Below are 19,781 nucleotides of genomic sequence, written 5' to 3'. Positions count from 1 at the left end.
ATTACTGGCGCGGTACGGCGACAAGGCCGAGGTCGCGCGCGGCGGCGAGAGACAACACACCGCTTCTTGGACCCTTTGCACCCTGATAGCGCTGCACGGCATCGCGCGTCGCGGCGTCCATCTCGCCCGTGATTGGCCCCCGGTAGTAGCCACGCGCCTGCAAAGCACGTTGCAAGGAACTGTTGAACTCCGGCGTCAGCACATCGGGGCAGGGGGTTTCGAACCAATTGTCGACCCGCGCTTTTACGATTTCTTGCCGGGTCTCCGTCTTGTAGATCGGCGGCTTCACGATCGTGCCGTCGGGGTTCATCTTTGCCGGTTCGATCTGGACCTGTTCGGTGACGGTCTCGATCACCGCCGGGCTCACGGTGCGGCCCCAACAACTGCCCTCGGGGGCGCCGACCGGGCCGTTGCGTGTGGCCTCCAGTACGCCCGGTTCTGGCGGGGCGGCTGCCGGGGCGGGCGCCTCACAAGCGGCCAGGCTGGCGCAGGCCAGCAGCAGCGCCGCGCGGAGGGGGATCGGGAGGGGCGGTAAGGGCTGTGTCATGCCTGCTCTTTCGGCTTATGCCTTTTGCTTTGCGCCGCAGACTAGCGGCTTGAAACGCGCTTGCCCACAGCTATGTCGCTGGCCAGAACGACAGGCCGAAAAGGGGGCTGGCACCGCGTGGCATAGCCCGCTAAACAAGGCCGAACTTCTACAGCGAAAGGGCGTTTCAATGGCCAAAATCACCTATGTCGAACACTCCGGCACCGAACATGTGGTCGAAGTCGCCAATGGCATGACGGTCATGGAAGGCGCACGCGACAACAACATTCCGGGCATCGAGGCCGACTGCGGCGGCGCCTGCGCCTGTTCGACCTGCCATGTCTATGTCGACCCGGCTTGGGCCGAGAAACTGCCTGCCAAGGACGACATGGAAGAAGACATGCTTGACTTCGCCTATGAGCCGGACCCCGCACGCTCGCGCCTGACCTGTCAGTTAAAGGTGACGGACGAACTCGACGGCCTGCGCGTGCAGATGCCAGAAAAGCAAATCTGATGCGGGCGGTCGGTGCGGCACTGCTGGCACTGATGGCCACTAACGCTGCGGCGGAGCCGATCACCGCCGCACGCTTTACCGATCCGACCGAACGTTATGCGCATGGCATTTTGGGCGATGCTTTGGAGTGGGGCGGGTTGAAGCTCACCTTAGCGGACGGGACAGCGCTGCAATTCACCCTGCCGCGCGACCACGTGTTCGAGGATACCGCACCCCGCCTTGCAGATGTCACTGGTGATGAATTGCCAGAAGTGATTGTGGTGGAAACTGATGTGAACCGGGGCGCTGCCTTGGCCATTTACGGGGCTGAGGGCAAACTGGCCGAGACACCACATATCGGTCAGAGCAACCGCTGGCTCGCACCTATCGGCGCGGCCGATCTGGACGGCGATGATACGATTGAGATTGCCTATATCGACCGCCCGCATCTCGCACGGGTGCTGCGGGTCTGGCGTTACAAGGATGGGGCGCTTCGCGATGTTGCGCTTCTTGACGGGCTGACCAACCACCGTATTGGCGAGCGGGCAATCTCTGGCGGTATTCGCAACTGCGGGGATGGACCCGAGATGATCGTCTCGGACGCCGACTGGGCGCGGATCGTTGCCGTTCGGTTTGAGGGCGGAGCATTGACGCCAACGGATATAGGGCCGCAAAACGGACCAGAAAGTTTCGCCGCCGCACTGGCTTGCGAATGAGGTCTGGGCTTCTCGCACTGGCGCTGTCGCTCGCGCTACCTGCCGCCGCCCAAACCTTGCTTACCCCCGACGAATTCCTAGACCGCGCAGAGAGCCGGACGCTCACTTTTGAGGATTGGCCCGCTGGCGGGCTGGTCGGCGTTGAAGAGTTCCTGTCGCGCCAGCATAGCCGCTGGGTCCATGCCGACGGGCATTGCACGCGCGGGCAAATCACCGTCGAGGCACCCTACGTCTGTTTCCGTTACGAAGACGATCCCGGACGCGCACATTGCTGGCTGCCCTTTGACTACGAGGGCAAGCTTCTCGTCCAGTCGCCGGAAGGCAATGTCCAGATGGTGACAGAGGTCACACGCAGGCCACTTATCTGCGGCGATGCGCCAATTTCTTAATCAGTCTAGCGCGCGCCAGCCAATGTCGCGGCGGCAAAAGCCTTCGGGCCAATCAATTCCATCCACCATCGAATAGGCGCGCTCTTGTGCTTCGGCCAATGTCGCCCCCCGCGCGGTCACGTTCAGCACCCGCCCGCCATTAGCTAGGATCGCGCCGTTTTTCGCCACGGTGCCGGCGTGGAAGACCATATTGGCGCTGTCCTCGGGCAGGTCCTTCAGGCCTTTGATCTCGCTGCCCTTCTGGTAGTCGCCCGGGTAGCCCTCTGCCGCCATAACCACGGTAAGGGCGTGGTCTTCGGCCCAGTTCACCTGCATATCGGCCAGGGTGCCCTTGGCGGTTGCTTGGATCAGGTCAAAGGCCTGTGCACCTAGGCGCATCATCAGCACCTGACACTCGGGATCGCCGAAACGCACGTTGTACTCCACCAAACGAGGCGCGCCGTCCTTGATCATCAGTCCGGCATAAAGCACCCCCTGATAGGGCATGCCGCGTTTGGCCATTTCGGCCATGCAGGGGCGAATGATCTCTTCGAGCGCACGCTCGGCAATCTCGTCGCTCAGCACCGGGGCGGGGGAATAGGCGCCCATGCCGCCGGTGTTGGGGCCGGTGTCGCCTTCGCCGACGCGCTTATGGTCTTGGGCGGTCCCGATCGGCAGCACGGTCTCTCCGTCGCAGAGCACAAAGAAGGACGCCTCTTCGCCCTCCATGAACTCTTCGATGACAACCTCGGTGCCCGCATCACCAAAGGCGCCGTCGAACATCTCATCCACGGCAGCCAAAGCTTCGGCATCTGTCATCGCAATGATGACGCCCTTACCGGCCGCCAGACCGTCCGCCTTGATAACAATCGGCGCGCCTTGTTTTTCCACATAGGCGCGGGCGCTGGCGGCATCGGTGAAATGACCATAGGCCGCGGTGGGCGCGTTGCAGGCGTCGCAGATTTCCTTGGTAAAGGCTTTTGACGCTTCCAGCGTCGCAGCTGCTTTCGACGGTCCGAACACATCGAACCCTGCTGCGCGCAGATCATCGCCCACACCCACAGCTAGCGGCGCTTCGGGGCCGATGATGACAAAGTCGATGTTGTTACTCTCGCAGAAGGCAACGACGGCAGCCCCGTCCATGATATCGAGCGCCGCACATTGTGCGATTGCTGCGATGCCCGCGTTGCCCGGCGCCACAATCAGCTTGTCACATTTAGGGTTCTGCATCACCGCCCAAGCGAGGGAATGTTCGCGTCCGCCACTGCCAAGAATGAGGATGTTCATCGGGCTCTCCGTATCATTTGCAGCGCTTCTACGCGCAGGCGCGCCGCGGAACAAGTTGGCATGGCGCCACGGTCGCCTAAGAAGTTCTAGGCGTTCTCAATTCAGGGTTGAAATTCTCGAGGCGCCTCGCAAGAAATGAAAGCCTATTTGATAACGACAGAGAGACAGACCATTGAAAAGACGATATTTCCTTACCGCCTTTGGCGCTGCATTCACCTTCGCACAAACCTCAACGCTCCACGCGCAGATGCGCCTCGATATTCTACGACAGCGATTCGAGATGCTGCCCAAACATGAGCGGCGCAAGGTGCAGACCGAACTTTCCTATACCGGGCTTTATAATGCGACCATTGATGGCAGCTATGGCCCAAGCACAGAACGGGCCTTGATCAGCGGGGCACGTTTTCTAGCAGATAACTCGCGCAATCAAATCCGCATCGATCTGACCGGCGCGCCGGGGGTGAACGAATATATCACCGGGCTGGCCAGCGGTCGCTATGCGGCATGGCTCTATGGCGAAGGGGATGAATGCGACGGCTGTTGAACCCCCTCGGGATCTGACGCTATCTAAGGGCATGGCTGATTTATTCGATGAACCTACTGCGGGGCAGAATAGCCCTGAATTCACCGTCACCGAACTGTCGGGGGCGATCAAACGGGTCATCGAAGGCGAGTTTGGCCATGTCCGCATCCGGGGCGAAGTCGGCCGGGTGAGCCGCCCGCGGTCGGGGCATGTTTATCTTGACCTCAAGGACGACCGCTCGGTGATTTCCGGCATCATCTGGAAGGGTGTCACCGCGCGGCTTGAGACCCAGCCCGAAGAGGGGATGGAAGTCATCGCCACCGGTCGGATCACCACCTTTGCCGGACAGTCGAAATACCAGATCGTCATTGAGGATATCAAACCCGCCGGCATGGGCGCGCTGATGGCGCTGTTGGAGAAACGCAAGGCCGCGCTGGCAGCAGAGGGGCTTTTTGCCCCCGAGCGCAAACGTCCGCTGCCCTATCTGCCCGAGATCATCGGCGTGGTCACCTCGCCCTCAGGCGCTGTGATCCGCGATATTCTGCACCGCCTGCGTGACCGCTTCCCGCGCAAGGTGCTGGTCTGGCCTGTGGCTGTGCAGGGCGCGAAATGTGCGCCTGAGGTGGCCCGCGCGATCGAGGGGTTCAATCGGCTGACCCCGGGCGGCGCGCTGCCACGACCCGATCTGCTTATCGTGGCCCGGGGCGGCGGATCGGTCGAAGACCTTTGGGGCTTTAACGAAGAAATCGTCGCCCGCGCAGCGGCGGCCTCCCAGATCCCGTTGATTTCTGCGGTGGGTCACGAGACCGACACGACCCTGATCGATTTCGTCTCCGACAAACGTGCTCCGACGCCGACGGCGGCGGCTGAGCTTGCTGTGCCGGTGCGGCACGAATTGGCGGCTTGGCTTGAGGGGCAGGGCGCGCGGATGCGGCAGGCGTTGAGCCAAGGGCTGACCCGTCGGGGCCAGCGTATGCGCGATGTGGCCCGCGCTCTGCCGCGCGCGGAGACATTGCTCGAAGGGCCACGCCAGCGGCTTGACCGGGGCGGCGAAAAACTGGCGCCTGCATTGATTGCTGGTGTGCAGGGCCGTCGGGTCAAACTGGCCGATATGTCCGGCGCGCTGAGGCCCGCTACGCTACGCCGCCATCTGGATGCGGACCGTCAGCGGCTGGCGCAGCTCTCGGCCCGGCTGGACCCGGCTTGGCAGCGCAACCTTGCGGGCCAGCGTGAACGTCTGGGCAACCGCGTGGCGCGTTTCCGGCCTGACGTCTTGCACCGCCAGATCACCAGCCGCCGCGAACGGCTCACCGCGCGGGCGCAGAATTTCCGCCCCGAAGTGCTGTCTCGCGATATCACGCGGCAAAGCCAGCGCCTCGCCGACGTACTCGCCCGTCTCGCCCGCGCCGGGGAGGCTGCGCAGGAGCGTCGCCGCCGCCAGATCGAAGCGCTCGGCCGGACGCTGGGCACCTTAGGCTACCGTGAGACCTTGGCGCGCGGCTTTGCCGTGGTGCGAGGCGATGGCGATGTCGTCACGAGCGCTAGCGCGGCCAAAGCGGCGCGAGAACTTGAGATCGAATTTGCCGATGGACGTCTGAAACTTGAAGGCAAGACCGATACACCGCCGGATCAAGGGTCGCTACTCTAGCACGTTAAACGCCGACTTCAGGGCCGAGGCACATGAGCGGGCTATCGCTTTCGTCGGCCTCGTATAGTTCGGTCTGCATCGGGTCATTCTCGAACCGCGCCACCAAGCCGCGCGGTCCTTTGACAAAGCTCCAGCACTGCGGCTCGGGATTGTCCTCATAGACAAAGCAGATCAGCCCATCTGCCGCATACCAGCGTCCCTCTTTGCAATGGCCGTCGAGGAAGGACCACTGCACGCGCTGGTCCTCGTGGTACACTTCAGCACCATAGGGGGTGCCGCTTAGCCCGTAGTAGAGTGTTTTTCCGCGGGTGTAGGTATCAAACTCTGTCGCCGTCATCTCCGCCGCGGCGGGCAAGGGCAGCATGAGGCAAAGCAGGGTTAAAAGCTGTTTCATAGCGCCAGCCTGCCAGAACCCGCGCCCGCGCGCTAGGATTTTGCGGTCAGGCCTGCTCCCAGCGTTGCACACGCCGATCCATGACCCGCCGCCAGAGCGGCGGAATTAGCGCAATCGTCGCCATAACGGGCAGGGAATAGGGTAGTTTCGGCATGTCTTGGGTCACCTCCAGTGCGGGGAAGGCGCGGGCCGGGCGCAGGTGGTGATCCGAATGGCGCGGCGCGTTGAGCATCATGGCGGAGGAATACCACTTTGGTGCGTTCCAACTATGCTGCGGGCCAATCGGTTCATACCGCCCGTCGGCGCGCTGGCGACGGCGCAGCCCGTAGTGCTGGACGTAATCTGACAGCAATAATTGCATCTGCGCATAGGCGGTGAGGCCAAGATAGGCCAAGAGCGTCCAGAGATCGCCGATTAGATAGGCCAACACAAGGGCCACGATCCCGCCGCCGATATAGGCGACATAGGGGTGGCTCAGCGCGGAGGGCTTGCACTGCGCCCGCGCGCGTTGCGCATTGTCGGCCTGCCAACCGGCGCGAAACTCACCAATTGAGGCATGCAGCAGGAAGCGCCAGAACCCGATACCGCGTGGCGCGGAATTAGGGTCATCCGGCGTTGCGGCGGCGGGGTGATGAACGCGCAGATGGGCCGAGACATGATGGCCATGCAGCAGTGAGATATAGATCGCCGCCCCGAGGCGACATGGCAGACGGTGGCGGGCGTGGATCAGCTCATGGGCGTTGGAATTGCTCACCTGTCCTAGAAAGAGGCCCAGAGCGGCAAAAATCAGCGCTCGATCCCAGCCATCGAGATGTCCCGCCGTGCCAATCGCCCAAACCCCTAAGGGCAACAGGACGAAATGTGCTAAAGCCAGTGCAAAGGTCAGGCTTCGTCCGTCACTCTCAGACAGCGCTACCATACGCCCAAGTCGGTCCATAAACGTTACATGAAGGGTGATCGACAGCAGCGCCAGCAGGGGCCAAATCCCGCCCCAGAGGCAGGCAAGGGCGATGAGCACGGCTGGGGTCAGGCTGGCGGTGGCATACCAGAACATGGCGGGTCCTCGACTGGGTCACACCATAGTGACGCCGCGCGGGGCAAAGCGAAAGCCCAGAAGGCGGCCCGCCGATGCCCGAATGCGCAACGTAAACATCCGAACGAATGTCGCTTTTTGATCGCCGGGAGCGGCGGTGATGGGCTAGGAAGGGCGCAAAGCGATAGGGGGGAAAGATGGCCTTAGACGATCACGGCAAGCCAGCAGGGCAGGAACCGCAAAAAGGGGTGTGGAAATCCGGCAAGGGCAAGGGGCGTCACCACCCGAAAGGCCGCCAACTGAGCGATGATGCTTGGGAGGAGGTCCGCGCGCTCTTGGGCGACGGCCCGCACCGTCGCGATTTGTTGATCGAATATTTGCATCTGATCCAAGACCGCTTTGGCCATCTCTCCGCCGCCCATCTACGCGCGCTCGCCGAAGAACTGCGCATCTCCATGGCCGAGGTCTATGAGGTCGCCAGCTTCTACGCCCATTTCGATGTGGTGAAAGAGGGCGAGACCCCGCCGCCTGCACTCACCATAAGGGTGTGCGATTCGCTGTCCTGCGAGTTGGCGGGGGCGCAGGCGTTGAAAGCCGCGCTGGAAGATGGTCTGGACCCTGCCGAAGTCCGCGTGCTGCGCGCGCCCTGCATGGGGCGCTGCGACACTGCGCCAGTGCTGGAACTGGGCCACAACCATATCGATCACGCAACGCCGGAGAAGGTGAAGCGGGCCATTGAAGCGGGTGACACCCATGCCCGTCTGACCGACTATGAGGTTTACGAAACCTACGCCAAAGCAGGCGGTTACGCGGCACTCCTCAAGTTGCGCGAGGATGGTGACTGGGAAGCGGTGCAGAGCCAAATGCTAGAGGCTGGGTTGCGCGGTTTGGGCGGCGCAGGTTTCCCGTCGGGCAAGAAATGGGGATTTGTGCGCGCCAATCCGGGGCCACGCTATCTGGCTGTGAACGGGGATGAGGGCGAGCCGGGGACGTTCAAAGACCGCTGGTATCTAGAACGCACCCCGCATCTCTTCCTTGAGGGTATGTTGATCGCCGCGTGGGCAGTCGAGGCCGAGCGCGTCTTTCTTTATATGCGCGATGAATATCCGGCAGTGCTGGAAATCCTACGGCGCGAAATTGCCACGTTGGAGACAGCGGGCATCGTCACGCCGGGCTATGTCGAGCTACGGCGCGGCGCAGGTGCCTATATCTGCGGCGAAGAGAGCGCCATGATTGAGAGCATCGAAGGCAAGCGCGGCCTACCGCGCCACCGCCCGCCCTATGTGGCGCAGGTGGGGGTCTTTGGGCAGCCGACTTTGGTGCACAACATCGAAACCCTGCACTGGGTCGCCCGCATCTGCCGCGAGGGGCCGCAGGTCTTGAACGCGACCGAGAAGAACGGGCGCACCGGGCTGCGCAGCTATTCGGTTTCGGGCCGCGTGGCCAAGCCGGGAATGTATCTGTTGCCCGCAGGGTCAACGATCACCGACATTATCGACGCAGCGGGGGGCATGGCCGAGGGGCATCGGTTCAAGGCCTACCAGCCGGGCGGGCCGTCCTCGGGGCTTCTGCCCGCCTCGATGAACGATGTGCCGCTCGATTTCGATACTTTGCAGCCGCATGGGTCTTTTATCGGGTCCGCGGCGGTCGTCGTACTGTCGGACCACGACAGCGCACGGGCGGCGGCGCTGAACATGCTGCGGTTCTTCGAGGATGAAAGCTGCGGCCAATGCACGCCTTGTCGGGTCGGTTGCGAAAAGGCGGTCAAGCTGATGCAGGCCGATCAGTGGGACCAAGGGCTGCTGGAAGAGTTGTCGACTGCGATGGTTGATGCCTCGATCTGCGGGCTAGGGCAGGCGGCGCCGAACCCGATCCGCCTCGTGATGAAGCATTTCCCCGAGGAAATCTGAACCGGCGGGCGTCAGCGGCGGTTTCTTTGGCATAGGGCGCTCTTCCATCTGGCAGAGCGAGCCTATAGATCAAAGGAAACAACGGAGGCGCCCATGGCATTCTTCACAAAGCTAAAAGATCGTTTGTTCAAATCCTCGTCCAAGATCGACGAGGGGCTGGAAGCGATCGTCAGCGACGGCGGCGAGCCGGAAGCAGAGGCGGCCCCGAGTGAGGCGGCGCCTGTGGATGCGGTGATGGATCAGCCGGGTGTGGCCTCAGACGTCATGCCAGACCGTCAGGAAGACAGCGGCCCGATGTTGGCGGCTGAGCGGGCGGCGGAGCCCGATCCGCAGCCGACGCCGGACCCGGTGCCGCAACCAGAGCCCGACCGGCCCGAGCCGACCCCGGTGCCAGACTTGCCCGAGCCCGATCAGACGCCCGAGCCCCAAGAGCCGCCGCAAGATCCTGAACCGACCCCCGAGCCGGACCCGATCCCGCCTGTCTCGGACCCTGAGCCTGTGCGAGAACCGGAACAGGTCCCGCCAGTGAGCGACCCCGGACTAGCACCCACGCCGACAGAGATGCCCCAGTCTGGCGGATTGCGGCAGGCGATGACTCCGGTCGCGCCTGATCTGGCCGGGGAGGCGTCTGACTCTCAGCAAGCTAAACCCGGCCTGTTAGGTCGTCTGATGGGACGAACGGCCAAACCGACGGTCCGCCGCACCTTGGATGACGACATGCTTGAGCAGCTTGAAGAGCTACTCATCAGCGCCGATATGGGCGTCGATACGGCGCTGCGGGTCACGGCCAACATGGCAGAAGGGCGCTTTGGCAAAAAGCTCTCAGTAAGTGAGATTAAAGAATTACTTGCCGCCGAAGTGGGCCGCATTATGGAGCCAGTAGCCCGCCCGCTGCCGATCTATGCCAAGACCCCGCAGGTGGTGCTGGTGGTGGGGGTGAACGGCTCGGGCAAGACCACGACCATCGGCAAGCTGGCCTCTCAGTTTCGGGCTGCGGGCAAAAAGGTGGTGATCGCTGCAGGCGACACATTCCGCGCCGCTGCGGTAGAGCAGTTGCAGGTCTGGGGCGACCGCGCAGGCGTGCCGGTGCTGACCGCAGCACAGGGCAGCGACCCGGCCAGCCTCGCCTTCGACGCCATGGGGCGCGCGCAGGAAGAGGGGGCCGATCTGCTGCTGATCGACACTGCGGGCCGTCTGCAAAACCGTGGCGACTTGATGGAAGAATTGGCCAAAATCGTCCGCGTCATTCGCAAGAAAGACGAGACAGCCCCGCATAATACGCTGTTGGTTCTCGATGCCACGACCGGGCAAAACGCCGTTAACCAAGTGAAAGTGTTTCAAGAGATTTCCGCTGTCAGCGGATTGGTCATGACCAAGCTTGACGGCACCGCGAAGGGCGGCGTTTTGGTCGCGCTGGCGGACCGTTTTGGTCTGCCCATCCACGCCGTCGGCGTCGGCGAGCAGATCGACGATCTGTCCCCCTTTGACCCGCAGGAGTTCGCAGACGCCTTGGTGGGTGTGGATGCCTGACACTTCCGCCGCCCGGCGCGGCTGCCCGCCTCAATCGTGGGTGCCCAGTTTCTTTTCAACCTTGCGCAGAACGGCTAGCACCGTGACGACCACAAAGGCCGTCAGACAGGCCAGTAGTATTTGCCCCGCCCCACAGGAAAGGCCAATCGCCCCCGCCAGCCACATCGACGCACCGGTGGTGATGTTGCGCACCTCGCCGTTGGACGTGAAAATGATCCCCGCCGCCAGAAAGGCAACGCCCGCCGTGACCGCTTCGATAAGGCGCAGCGGGTCAAAGCGCATCTGGTCACCGTCGCCAAACTCCAGACTACCCAATTCCTGCCCGATGATGATGAAGAGGCAAGCGGCAATGGCCACCATGATATGGGTGCGCAGCCCCGCCGGCTTGTCCCGCCGCTCACGCTCATACCCAACAACCCCTGCCAGAAAGGCCGCCATTAGCAACCGCGCGGCGGCGACGGTGACGGGCACTTTTGAAAAGCTATTGGTGAGATCGGCGATCAGGCTTTCAAACATTGAAATTCCGTGGATTGAGAAGACTTTGAAGAGTAAACTGCTCGTAGCCCGGGTAGTTCCCCAATGACGGACTGGCTGTTATCTATCGAAGGCACGCCAGCGGGTCATACGGCAGCGCTCTGGCTGGCGCTTTCAGCCGCGTTTCTTCATGCGGTATTCGGTGCGTTGCAAAAGGGGCGGCATGATCCCTGGCTCACGCGCGGCGCGATTGATGCCTCTTACGGTCTGATGGCTGCGCCTTTCTCGCTCTTCGTCGTGCCCTGGCCAGAACCGCATATGTGGCTCATTTTTTTCGGCGCCTTTGTCATTCACGTCTTCTACAAGCTGCTGCAGGCATGGGCCTATACCAAAGGAGCCTACACGGTCGTTTACCCGGTGGTGCGCGGCACAGGGCCGCTTTTTGCCGTGGTGGGCGCCTATCTGATCTTCGGCGAAAAGTTTAATATCGTGCAATGGATGGGCGTCGGCGTGCTGCTGAGCGGGATTTTCGGGCTGGCGCTTTACAACCTGCGCAACCTCGTCACCGCCCGTGATACGCTCAACGCGGCGCTCGGGCTTGCTGTGCTCACGGGCTTGTTCGTGGCGCTTTACACCACATATGACGCTTACGGCATTCGCGCCACGGCAGATCCTTTTACCTTCCTCGCATGGTTTTTCATGATCGACGGGCTGGTGATGCCGGTGATTGCATGGCGGCGCTGGCATAGAATGGAAAACCCGCCTGAGGTGGCGCCGCTCATGTTGCGTGGCGTGATCGGCGGGTTCATCGCATTCGCGAGTTTCGGGTCAGTGATGCTGGCCACGCGACTGGATAAGGTGGGCGAGGCAGCGGTGCTGCGCGAGACATCCACTGTCTTCGCTGCGCTAATCGGCGTGGTGGTGCTGAAAGAAACCGTCGGCCCGCGCCGCATCGCGCTGATGGCGCTGATCGCAGCCGGGGCGGTGATTGTAGAAATGGGCGGCTGAAGGAGCAGGCATGTCAGAACCAAGAGAGATCAACCCCATGTTGCGTGCGGCGCTGGAATACGGGCCGGTGCTGGCCTTCCTCGTCGCCTATCTATGGCTGAAGGATAACACCTACAGCTTCGCTGGCACGGAATACGACGGGTTCATCGTGGTCACCGCGATGTTTGTGCCGCTGCTGGTACTGGCCACCGGCGCGCTTTGGGCGCTGACGGGCAAGATCAGCCGGATGCAGGTGGCGACTGTGGTTCTCGTAGTGATTTTTGGCGGACTGTCGGTCTGGCTCAACGATGACCGCTTCTTCAAAATGAAGCCGACGCTGATCTATATCCTCTTTGGCGGCATTTTGGCCGTGGGGTTGATGCGCGGACAGTCTTACCTGAAATATGTCATGGAAGAGATGATGCCTTTGCAAGACGAGGGCTGGATGCTTCTAACAAAGCGTCTGATGATTTTCTTCTTTGGTCTGGCACTGGCGAACGAACTAATCTGGCGCTTCTTCTCGACTGATACTTGGGTGTACTTCAAAACTTTTGGTCTCACGGCTGCGATCTTTGTCTTCTTCATGGCGCAGAGCAAACTGTTCGAAGCCTACGGTGAGAAGAAAGACCAGAGCTGACACCGCAAATTAGCTCTGACCGTATCGAAGTTGTTGACCTGCAGGGCGCAGCGGCGTAATCCACGCCGCGTGGCGATTTGTTACCGGATTGTGGGCCACGTAAAACATGCCGCTAAAAGGTCAGGATGAAAGACCCCTTTCGCTTGGCCGCGTCTGGGGTTTTTTATTGCCCGCAATGTCGGGCCGAAGGGATGATGATATGAGCAATGACCGGCACCCGCGCACGCAGGCGATCCACGCAGGCACCCGCCGCAGCCAATATGGCGAGGTCAGCGAGGCGATCTACCTCACGCAGGGCTTTGTCTATGACAGCGCCGAACAGGCCGAAGCACGGTTCGAAGAGATCGGCCCGGACGAGTTCATCTATGCGCGCTACGGCAACCCAACGGTCGCCATGTTCGAAGAACGTATCGCCGCACTGGAAGGGGCTGAAGACGCTTTCGCCACGGCCAGCGGGATGGCAGCGGTCTCTGGCGCGCTGATCTCGATGCTCAAAGCGGGCGATCATGTCGTGTCAGCCCGGGCGCTCTTTGGCTCCTGTATCTATGTTTTGGAAGAAATTCTTGGCCGCTACGGGGTCGAGGTGACCTTTGTTGACGGCAGCGATCTTGGCGCTTGGGAAGCCGCGATCCGCGACAACACCCGCGCCGTCTTTTTCGAATCCGTCGCCAACCCCACGCTTGAGGTCATCGACATCGAGGCCGTCGCCAAACTGGCCCATGCCAAGGGCGCGCTTGTTGTGGTCGACAATGTCTTCGCCACGCCAGTCTTTTCCCGTGCCATTTCCCAAGGCGCGGATGTGGTCGTCTATTCCGCCACCAAACATATCGACGGGCAGGGGCGTGCGCTTGGTGGTGTGGTGCTGGGCAGCCGCGACTTCATCCGCGGCACGCTCGAACCATACATGAAGCACACCGGCGGCTCGATGAGCCCCTTCACCGCCTGGATCATGCTGAAAGGGCTGGAGACCATCGACCTGCGCGTCCGCGCGCAAGCGGCGAGCGCTCAGACATTGGCCGAGGCGCTGAGCGGCCACGACGCCTTGGCCCGCGTCATCTACCCCGGTCTTGCGGCACATCCGCAACACGCCTTGGTCATGGATCAGATGGGGGCTGGCGGCACGGTGCTGTCGATTGACCTCAAAGGCGGTAAAGCGGCAGCCTTTGCCTTTTTGAACGCACTGAAGGTCGGGATCATCTCGAATAACCTTGGCGATGCCAAGACCATCCTGACCCATCCCGCGACCACCACGCATCAGCGTTTGCCACAGGAAACCAAGGACTTGCTCGGCATTACCCCCGGCTTGATCCGGGTCAGTGTCGGGCTAGAGCATGTCGGCGATCTAAAGGCCGATTTGCTACAAGCGCTGGATGTGGCGGCGCAAGCCTGACGCGAAGTGTCGCAGCCGCAGTGGCATTTCCGGTCTAAGCGTCATACATTGAAGGGGTTAGACCGGAGGGCCGCGCTATGAACATCGTGACAGAGGTGTCTGAGACACCCGACCGGGAGGCGGCCGAGGCTGCGCTCAATACGTTGCGCGCATGGGCCGAGACAGCGACCCCGGCAGAACTGGCCGCCCTCGACCCTGCCATGTCCCGCATGCTCGCGCCGTCTGACTACCCAACGCTCAGCCGTGCCTATCCGTCGGATTTCACCGCCGGCGCCAATTACATGGCCACTTTGCCGGATCTGCAAAACGGCCCGGCCAGCCTGATCCGCGGCGCGCAACAATTGATCCAGCACGTGGGCATCTCGAACTTTCGCCTGCCGATCCGCTACCGCAGCCGCGAGGGCGGGGACCTGCAGCTTGAGACATCCGTGACCGGCTCGGTATCACTGGACGCTGAGAAGAAGGGCATCAACATGTCCCGGATCATGCGCAGTTTCTACCGCCATGCTGAGGCCACCTTCAGCTTTGAAGTCATTGAGGCAGCGCTGGATGACTATAAAGCAGACCTCGAAAGCCTCGACGCCCGTATCCAGATGCGCTTCTCCTTCCCGATGAAAATCGGCAGCCTGCGCTCCGGTCTAACGGGGTACCAATACTACGATATCGCCCTTGAATTGGTCGAGCAGGGTGGGAAACGCAAAAAGCTCATCCATCTCGACTACGTCTATTCCAGCACCTGCCCATGCTCACTGGAACTCAGCGAACATGCCCGCCAGACCCGGGGCCAGCTTGCCACGCCGCATTCGCAACGGTCCGTAGCGCGCATATCGGTCGAGACACTGGACGCGGGCGATTGCCTCTGGTTCGAAGATCTCATCGACCTGTGTCGCCGCGCCGTACCGACCGAGACACAAGTCATGGTCAAACGCGAAGATGAACAGGCCTTTGCCGAGTTGAACGCGGCCAACCCAATCTTTGTCGAAGACGCCGCGCGCCTGTTCTGCGAGCAACTGTTGGCCGAAGACCGGGTCGGAGACTTCCGCATCGTCGCCAGCCATCAAGAAAGCCTGCACAGTCACGATGCGATCAGCATCCTGACCCAAGGCGAAACCTTCGCGGCTGAGAGCATTGATCCGAAACTCTTCAATACCCTCTTCCACGTCGGTTAGTCCTCAGCTCCTCCACGCCCCATTCTTTTTGGCCAAAAATACTTCGGGGGTCCGGGGGCTGGCCCCCGGCATCGATGCTTCAACGCACCATAGCCCTGCAAGCCACGCCCAGCCGCTATGCAGAAACGTCGGTTCTGCTGCGCCGCAGCATTGCCTATCTACCGGTCATCGAAACACTCAGAATTGCAAAGGCAATCAGATGACCTACCAGAGCACCGCTCATCCCGCCCACACTTTCTCGCTGACCGATACCCTCCGCCGTGCCGGCGCTGGTCTGCGCCGCTTCTTCGCAGGGATTGGCCATGGCATCATGACGGGCTCGACCGCGCATCATCGCTATGAGCAGGTCCAACGCCTGCAAGCCAAAAGCGATGCCGAACTGGCCGACCTCGGACTGAAGCGCGACGAGATCGTGCATCACGTCTTTAAAGACCTCTACTACATCTAAACCTGCCACGGGTGCCGGGCAAAATTCACCCTGCACCCGTCGCCGCTTGACAGGAGCGAGCGGCCAAGCCAACGCTGCGCCCATGTTGGATATACGACCCGTCGGATATGTCGTGGGCCTCTTGGTGGCCGTGCTGGGCTTTGCCATGATCGTGCCGATCCTCGTTGATCTGGCCGAGGGGCGGGGCCAGTGGTGGGTCTTTGTCGAAAGCGCCGTCATCACCATGCTCAGTGGCGGTATGATTGCTCTGGCCAGCGCCAATGGCGTGCGCGAAGGGCTAACGATTCAACAGACCTTTATGCTGACCACCGGGGTCTGGTTGATGCTGCCGCTTTTTGGCGCCATTCCTTTTGTCCTTGGTGCGACCGAAGCCTCAATCACGGATGCAGTTTTTGAGGCGATGTCAGGGCTAACCACCACCGGCGCCACGGTTCTTTCGGGCCTTGAGGCGCTGCCCAAAGGCTTGCTGATCTGGCGCGGCATTCTGCAATGGCTGGGCGGCATCGGCATCATTGTTGTTGCCATGGTGTTTTTGCCTGAGTTGCGCGTCGGCGGGATGCAAATTTTTAAATCCGAATCCTTTGACACCTTTGGCAAAATCCTCCCCCGCGCCGGTCAAATCGCCACCCAGATCTCGGTGATCTATGTCTGGCTGACACTGGCCTGTGTGCTGAGCTATCTCGCCCTTGGCATGAGCACTTTTGACGCCACGGTCCATGCGCTCACCACCGTCTCGACCGGAGGGTTTTCTAACTATGACGCCTCCTTCAGCACATTCTCCGGCCCTGCGGAATATGTAGCTGCGCTCTTTATGATCCTCGCCGCGCTGCCTTTCGTACGCTATGTGCAGCTAATTAACGGCAACCCAGTGGCGCTGCACCGCGATCCACAGGTGCGGGGGTTTCTGCTTACGCTGGCTGTGTTGGTGGGCGTGGCATTTGTTCTGCTGCGGGGAACCTTCAGCTACGAATGGGAGCAGATGCTGCGTGAAGCGCTGTTCAACATCACCTCTATCATCTCGGGCACCGGCTACGCCTCGGCGGACTATATGACATGGGGGCCGTTCGCTGTCGCGCTGTTCTTCTTCATCGGGCTGATCGGGGGCTGCGCGGGCTCAACCACCTGCTCGATCAAGATCTTCCGCTATCAACTGCTCTTCGCCTCGATCCGCGCCCAGCTGCGCCGCATCCGCTCGCCCCACGGTATATTCACACCACGCTATGACGGGCGTCCAGTGGGCGGGGATGTGTTGAGCTCGGTGATGTCCTTCTTCATGTTCTTTGTGGTGTCCCTCGGACTGATCTCGGTTGCGCTAAGCCTGACAGGATTGGACTTCGTGACATCAATCTCAGGTGCTTCTGCGGCACTGGCGAATATCGGGCCGGGGTTGGGCCCTATTATTGGGCCTGCAGGTAACTTTGGCAGCCTGAATGACACGGCCAAATGGATCCTCATCATCGCGATGCTGATCGGGCGACTAGAGCTCTTGGCGGTCTATGTCATGTTCACTGCGAAGTTCTGGCGGGCCTGATCTAAGGCCTGAAGAACGTAGGAAAACACACTGCAGAACGGTGGTTATTCTGCCGACTGACGGTCCAAACCCTGACTAAGCCTTCCCATGATATGCGCATCAATAAGATAGCCGCTTCTTATCGTGTCGCCGCGCTTTGTTCCTTCAATTTCGAAACCATGTTTCTTGTAAAGATGGATCGCGCCGGAATTGTCGACGTTCACATCCAATTCCAAGCGCCGCAGCCCAAGCCAATTGTCAGCGAGGTCAATAAGGGCGCTGAGTAATGAACTACCATAACCCCGACCGACATGATCGTCGTGAACGAGCATAAAAACCTCACCAACATGCGCGCGCCGCCGGGTGCCGGGGAACAGCCCGCCATAGGCTACGACAGTTGAGCCGTCACCGTGATCTTGAACCGATCCAACAAGAAGGTGGCTGTTTGTGTTTTCGGCAATTCGGCGGAACACTCGCGCGCTCGGCTCATAAGGCATCTGTAAAGTGCCATGGCGGACCTTCGGCAAGTTGATCAGCGCTGTGATCGCTGCGGCGTCCGTCGGTTCGGCGGCGCGGATGTGCAGGGGAAGAGTGACTGTCATTTCTTGAACTTAGCGATTGGCTCTGCTGGTGCAATCGAAAGTGTTTTGGGTGCATCTGATCAAGGAAATGGTTGCCGACGCCTAGGAAGGCTAAGCATGGAAACATTCGCAACTGCGAAACCTCTGCGTTCGTCTCTTAGGACTGAAAAGGGCGGCACCAACAGCGCCGCCCCAACTATTTCTGTAATTGCCCTCCGGCTCACTCCCAGCAGCTGACCAGTACCGTCATGCCCTGCGCCTGCAGCGTCAGGTCGCGCGGGGCGATGGTTGTCGCGGCGCCCTGTCCGGTCTCTAGGCTGATCCCGGCTTCCTGCGCCGCGCCGCGGATTGCGGCACTGTCGAGGGCAAAGCTCACGTCCTCGGGCAGTTTCCGGTCCCCTTCTGCGCGGGGTAGGAGCATGCCGACGACATGGCCTCTTTCGTCAAACACCGGACCACCCGCATCGCCGGGTTGGGCTTTCATATCCAAGCGCTTGAGGCCCTCTTCGCCGTTCAGGCCTTTGAGGTCTGACAGGTTGCCGAAGGTCAGCGTCGCAGCACTCAAAACACCACCGTAAGAATAGCCCGCGACCGAGACTTCGGATTGCAAGCGGGGGGCTTGGCTGCTGAACTGGGCCACGGCCAACGGAGCCAGGGTGCTCTCAGGCTTCAACAGCGCGAGGCCGCTGTCTTTGTCCGAAACCAAGACCTGCGCTTCGGTGTCTTCGTCCAGGGTCACGCGGGTACAGGCGCCAACAACTTCATTGGTCGTGACCACTGTCCCCTTGGTGTCCACAAAGAACCCACTGCGGGAGATCTTGGGCTGACGGATTTGCAGGCCGGCGACCAGATCAATCGCCTGCGCTTCGCTATCGCCCGCAGCCGGGTCCAATACGCCGGGAAGGCGGGTCAGGCTTTGCGACATCTCGGCGACCACGCGGCGGCGACGGTCTTCGTCACCTGCGGGCCAAATGAGGGTAAAGCCTTTGATCTGGCCGTTCTCCAGCGACACCTGTGTCTGGCTGACGATGCTGCCGTTTTCGCCGATCAGTTCAAAGGAATCGCGCTTGCGCTCGCGGGGGCCTTCGAGGGGGACGATCTCCAACGTCTGCATGATGTCGTAAAGACCATAGAGCGTGTCGCGGTCACCCGGCTGGCTGATTAGCAGTACCCGAGCGCCGATGTTGCCGCTTTCGTCGTAATGGGCGAAGGGCGGCTCATAGCGGGTAAAGGACACTTCGGCAGTGGGCATCACAATTTCGATCCCGGCTTTGTCGTCGCGTACGACTTCCATGCCCAGACCGTTGAGAACCGCATTGTATTGGCCGAGCAGCGCTGCGCGCTGACGTGTGGTCAGAACACCGGTGCCCTCATAGCCGTTGGCCTCTTGCCAAGCGCGCATGGAGCCGCGCGTGCCGCGGCCAAAGGCGCCGTCGATTGCCGCGTCATAAAAACCGGCCCATTTCAGTGCGATCTGCAGGGCGCGACGTTCTTGGCCGTCCAACTCCCGTTCAGAGCGGCGCGCTTCGGCGAGGGTTTCTTCCGGTTCGGCGGGCGTAGTGGTTTCGGGCTCTGCCGCCGTGCTGTTATCAGCAACAGTTGTGCTGTCTTCCTCAGCCCCGGTGGCCGGATCAAGCGGGGTTGTCGTCACCGACGGTGTGTTGCTGCCCGACGCGACCTCTTCCTGAGTGCCGGGAGCTACATTTGCGGGAGGATCAACCTGATCAGTGTCGAGCACATTGGCACCCACGGGCCAGAACTGCTGGCGGAAACGACTCGACTGTTGAATGAAGCTGTCACGCGGCACCAGACCGTCGCGCACGTAGGAGCGTCGCACCAATTGCGCATCTGCCCGGCGGTAGGGACCGACCGCGATACCATACCAGCCGCCGCCCAAGGAAAAGCCGCTTACGTCATCCAGCAGCGTGTCATAAGCGCGCGCCCGGTCGGTAGCCTCAGCCAAAGAGGGCAGTGCCTCGATCTGCACCCAGACGATATCCTCTGCCGATTGCGCCCGGGCAAAACTTGCCAGAGACAGGCTCAGGGCCAGAAAGACTGCCACGGGGGCAAAAAGAAATCGCTTCATCGTCACTCAACTCTCGTAAAACCAAATCCGGGGCAGATTACGCTGGAAACCGTCGCGAATGCCATCGCAAA

The 19,781-nt window shown here is 61.2% G+C and carries 20 protein-coding genes and 1 riboswitch; of the genes, 13 read left to right on the top strand and 7 right to left on the bottom strand.

Annotated elements, in window-relative coordinates:
* Position 1 precedes the first annotated feature (1 nt).
* On the bottom strand, positions 2-547 hold the full coding sequence (locus BLS57_RS04590) for a peptidoglycan-binding domain-containing protein (protein ID WP_093739657.1): 546 nt from the start codon (positions 545-547) through the stop codon (positions 2-4).
* Positions 548-716: 169 nt separating this feature from the next.
* Between BLS57_RS04590 and BLS57_RS04585 the strand changes: the two genes are divergently transcribed.
* Genes BLS57_RS04585 through BLS57_RS04575 form a run of 3 tightly spaced genes read left to right on the top strand, consistent with a single transcriptional unit; the run spans position 717 to position 2,124 of the window.
* Positions 717-1,040 carry a 2Fe-2S iron-sulfur cluster-binding protein gene (locus tag BLS57_RS04585; protein ID WP_093739655.1) on the top strand — a complete coding sequence of 108 codons (324 nt, stop codon included), beginning with the start codon at positions 717-719 and terminating at the stop codon, positions 1,038-1,040.
* Positions 1,040-1,735, top strand: coding sequence for a hypothetical protein (locus BLS57_RS04580; protein WP_093739653.1), 696 nt, complete (start codon positions 1,040-1,042; stop codon positions 1,733-1,735). Before BLS57_RS04585 ends, BLS57_RS04580 begins: the two co-directional genes overlap by 1 nt.
* The gene (locus BLS57_RS04575) at positions 1,732-2,124 is read left to right on the top strand and encodes a hypothetical protein (protein WP_093739651.1); all 393 of its coding nucleotides are present in this window, start codon (positions 1,732-1,734) and stop codon (positions 2,122-2,124) included. The genes BLS57_RS04580 and BLS57_RS04575 overlap by 4 nt, the downstream gene beginning before the upstream one ends.
* Here BLS57_RS04575 and purD read toward each other — a convergent pair whose 3' ends face one another.
* Entirely contained in the window at positions 2,125-3,390 is a 1,266-nt protein-coding gene (purD, locus tag BLS57_RS04570; protein ID WP_093739649.1) for a phosphoribosylamine--glycine ligase, read from the bottom strand.
* Positions 3,391-3,562: 172 nt separating this feature from the next.
* Between purD and BLS57_RS04565 the strand changes: the two genes are divergently transcribed.
* Both BLS57_RS04565 and xseA read left to right on the top strand, forming a co-directional pair.
* Positions 3,563-3,934: a peptidoglycan-binding domain-containing protein gene (locus tag BLS57_RS04565; protein ID WP_093739647.1), complete on the top strand. Its 372-nt coding sequence runs from the start codon at positions 3,563-3,565 to the stop codon at positions 3,932-3,934.
* A 31-nt stretch (positions 3,935-3,965) separates the two neighbouring features.
* Positions 3,966-5,561, top strand: a complete 1,596-nt coding sequence (gene xseA / locus BLS57_RS04560) for an exodeoxyribonuclease VII large subunit (protein ID WP_093739645.1) — start codon at positions 3,966-3,968, stop codon at positions 5,559-5,561.
* 4 nt (positions 5,562-5,565) lie between these two features.
* Here the strand turns inward: xseA and BLS57_RS04555 are convergent, their stop codons facing one another.
* On the bottom strand, positions 5,566-5,955 hold the full coding sequence (locus tag BLS57_RS04555) for a hypothetical protein (protein WP_093739643.1): 390 nt from the start codon (positions 5,953-5,955) through the stop codon (positions 5,566-5,568).
* A 46-nt stretch (positions 5,956-6,001) separates the two neighbouring features.
* A complete protein-coding gene (locus BLS57_RS04550) occupies positions 6,002-7,009 on the bottom strand; it encodes an alkane 1-monooxygenase (protein WP_093739641.1) in 1,008 nt (335 codons plus the stop codon).
* A 176-nt stretch (positions 7,010-7,185) separates the two neighbouring features.
* On the opposite strand from BLS57_RS04550, the gene BLS57_RS04545 reads away from it, so the two are divergent.
* Complete coding sequence (locus tag BLS57_RS04545; RefSeq protein ID WP_093739639.1) at positions 7,186-8,898, top strand: NAD(P)H-dependent oxidoreductase subunit E; 1,713 nt, start codon at positions 7,186-7,188, stop codon at positions 8,896-8,898.
* 93 nt (positions 8,899-8,991) lie between these two features.
* Complete coding sequence (gene ftsY / locus BLS57_RS04540; RefSeq protein ID WP_093739637.1) at positions 8,992-10,428, top strand: signal recognition particle-docking protein FtsY; 1,437 nt, start codon at positions 8,992-8,994, stop codon at positions 10,426-10,428.
* Between the two features lie 30 nt (positions 10,429-10,458).
* On the opposite strand, the gene BLS57_RS04535 is transcribed toward ftsY, so the two are convergent.
* Positions 10,459-10,944, bottom strand: coding sequence for an MgtC/SapB family protein (locus BLS57_RS04535; protein WP_093739635.1), 486 nt, complete (start codon positions 10,942-10,944; stop codon positions 10,459-10,461).
* A 63-nt stretch (positions 10,945-11,007) separates the two neighbouring features.
* Between BLS57_RS04535 and BLS57_RS04530 the strand changes: the two genes are divergently transcribed.
* The 6 genes from BLS57_RS04530 (at position 11,008) to BLS57_RS04505 (ending at position 17,064) form a co-directional block, all read left to right on the top strand.
* Complete coding sequence (locus BLS57_RS04530; protein ID WP_093739633.1) at positions 11,008-11,910, top strand: DMT family transporter; 903 nt, start codon at positions 11,008-11,010, stop codon at positions 11,908-11,910.
* A 10-nt stretch (positions 11,911-11,920) separates the two neighbouring features.
* Positions 11,921-12,526 (top strand): inner membrane-spanning protein YciB, encoded by a 606-nt coding sequence (locus BLS57_RS04525; RefSeq protein WP_093739631.1) that lies wholly within the window; start codon positions 11,921-11,923, stop codon positions 12,524-12,526.
* 59 nt (positions 12,527-12,585) lie between these two features.
* Positions 12,586-12,662, top strand: a riboswitch (SAM riboswitch).
* Positions 12,663-12,725: 63 nt separating this feature from the next.
* Positions 12,726-13,916, top strand: a complete 1,191-nt coding sequence (metZ, locus tag BLS57_RS04520) for an O-succinylhomoserine sulfhydrylase (RefSeq protein ID WP_093739629.1) — start codon at positions 12,726-12,728, stop codon at positions 13,914-13,916.
* A gap of 77 nt (positions 13,917-13,993) precedes the next feature.
* Positions 13,994-15,085: a GTP cyclohydrolase FolE2 gene (gene folE2 / locus BLS57_RS04515; RefSeq protein ID WP_093739627.1), complete on the top strand. Its 1,092-nt coding sequence runs from the start codon at positions 13,994-13,996 to the stop codon at positions 15,083-15,085.
* A gap of 199 nt (positions 15,086-15,284) precedes the next feature.
* Positions 15,285-15,533 carry a DUF1127 domain-containing protein gene (locus BLS57_RS19905; RefSeq protein WP_244153594.1) on the top strand — a complete coding sequence of 83 codons (249 nt, stop codon included), beginning with the start codon at positions 15,285-15,287 and terminating at the stop codon, positions 15,531-15,533.
* An 82-nt stretch (positions 15,534-15,615) separates the two neighbouring features.
* The gene (locus tag BLS57_RS04505; RefSeq protein ID WP_093739625.1) at positions 15,616-17,064 is read left to right on the top strand and encodes a TrkH family potassium uptake protein; all 1,449 of its coding nucleotides are present in this window, start codon (positions 15,616-15,618) and stop codon (positions 17,062-17,064) included.
* Between the two features lie 44 nt (positions 17,065-17,108).
* On the opposite strand, the gene BLS57_RS04500 is transcribed toward BLS57_RS04505, so the two are convergent.
* Positions 17,109-17,645, bottom strand: coding sequence for a GNAT family N-acetyltransferase (locus tag BLS57_RS04500; RefSeq protein ID WP_093739623.1), 537 nt, complete (start codon positions 17,643-17,645; stop codon positions 17,109-17,111).
* Between the two features lie 199 nt (positions 17,646-17,844).
* Positions 17,845-19,710: a serine protease gene (locus BLS57_RS04495; protein ID WP_093739621.1), complete on the bottom strand. Its 1,866-nt coding sequence runs from the start codon at positions 19,708-19,710 to the stop codon at positions 17,845-17,847.
* Positions 19,711-19,781 lie beyond the last annotated feature (71 nt).

Origin of the sequence: Sulfitobacter delicatus (genome assembly GCF_900102535.1) — a bacterium.
Lineage (GTDB): Bacteria > Pseudomonadota > Alphaproteobacteria > Rhodobacterales > Rhodobacteraceae > Sulfitobacter > Sulfitobacter delicatus.
The sequence above is the reverse complement of the archived record's forward strand: the minus strand, read 5'-3'. Positions and strand labels throughout refer to the sequence as shown.

What these genes read in the sequence shown, in the direction of transcription:
- BLS57_RS04580 (WP_093739653.1), top strand. Translation starts at nt 1,040, where the DNA reads ATGCGGGCGGTCGGTGCGGCACTGCTGGCACTGATGGCCACTAACGCT.
- BLS57_RS04545 (WP_093739639.1), top strand. Translation starts at nt 7,186, where the DNA reads ATGGCCTTAGACGATCACGGCAAGCCAGCAGGGCAGGAACCGCAAAAA.
- BLS57_RS19905 (WP_244153594.1), top strand. Translation starts at nt 15,285, where the DNA reads ATGACCTACCAGAGCACCGCTCATCCCGCCCACACTTTCTCGCTGACC.
- BLS57_RS04555 (WP_093739643.1), bottom strand. Translation starts at nt 5,955, where the DNA reads ATGAAACAGCTTTTAACCCTGCTTTGCCTCATGCTGCCCTTGCCCGCC.
- BLS57_RS04535 (WP_093739635.1), bottom strand. Translation starts at nt 10,944, where the DNA reads ATGTTTGAAAGCCTGATCGCCGATCTCACCAATAGCTTTTCAAAAGTG.
- BLS57_RS04590 (WP_093739657.1), bottom strand. Translation starts at nt 547, where the DNA reads ATGACACAGCCCTTACCGCCCCTCCCGATCCCCCTCCGCGCGGCGCTG.
- xseA (WP_093739645.1), top strand. Translation starts at nt 3,966, where the DNA reads ATGGCTGATTTATTCGATGAACCTACTGCGGGGCAGAATAGCCCTGAA.
- BLS57_RS04495 (WP_093739621.1), bottom strand. Translation starts at nt 19,710, where the DNA reads ATGAAGCGATTTCTTTTTGCCCCCGTGGCAGTCTTTCTGGCCCTGAGC.
- ftsY (WP_093739637.1), top strand. Translation starts at nt 8,992, where the DNA reads ATGGCATTCTTCACAAAGCTAAAAGATCGTTTGTTCAAATCCTCGTCC.
- BLS57_RS04525 (WP_093739631.1), top strand. Translation starts at nt 11,921, where the DNA reads ATGTCAGAACCAAGAGAGATCAACCCCATGTTGCGTGCGGCGCTGGAA.
- BLS57_RS04530 (WP_093739633.1), top strand. Translation starts at nt 11,008, where the DNA reads ATGACGGACTGGCTGTTATCTATCGAAGGCACGCCAGCGGGTCATACG.
- BLS57_RS04585 (WP_093739655.1), top strand. Translation starts at nt 717, where the DNA reads ATGGCCAAAATCACCTATGTCGAACACTCCGGCACCGAACATGTGGTC.
- BLS57_RS04575 (WP_093739651.1), top strand. Translation starts at nt 1,732, where the DNA reads ATGAGGTCTGGGCTTCTCGCACTGGCGCTGTCGCTCGCGCTACCTGCC.
- BLS57_RS04550 (WP_093739641.1), bottom strand. Translation starts at nt 7,009, where the DNA reads ATGTTCTGGTATGCCACCGCCAGCCTGACCCCAGCCGTGCTCATCGCC.
- metZ (WP_093739629.1), top strand. Translation starts at nt 12,726, where the DNA reads ATGAGCAATGACCGGCACCCGCGCACGCAGGCGATCCACGCAGGCACC.
- BLS57_RS04500 (WP_093739623.1), bottom strand. Translation starts at nt 17,645, where the DNA reads ATGACAGTCACTCTTCCCCTGCACATCCGCGCCGCCGAACCGACGGAC.
- BLS57_RS04505 (WP_093739625.1), top strand. Translation starts at nt 15,616, where the DNA reads ATGTTGGATATACGACCCGTCGGATATGTCGTGGGCCTCTTGGTGGCC.
- purD (WP_093739649.1), bottom strand. Translation starts at nt 3,390, where the DNA reads ATGAACATCCTCATTCTTGGCAGTGGCGGACGCGAACATTCCCTCGCT.
- folE2 (WP_093739627.1), top strand. Translation starts at nt 13,994, where the DNA reads ATGAACATCGTGACAGAGGTGTCTGAGACACCCGACCGGGAGGCGGCC.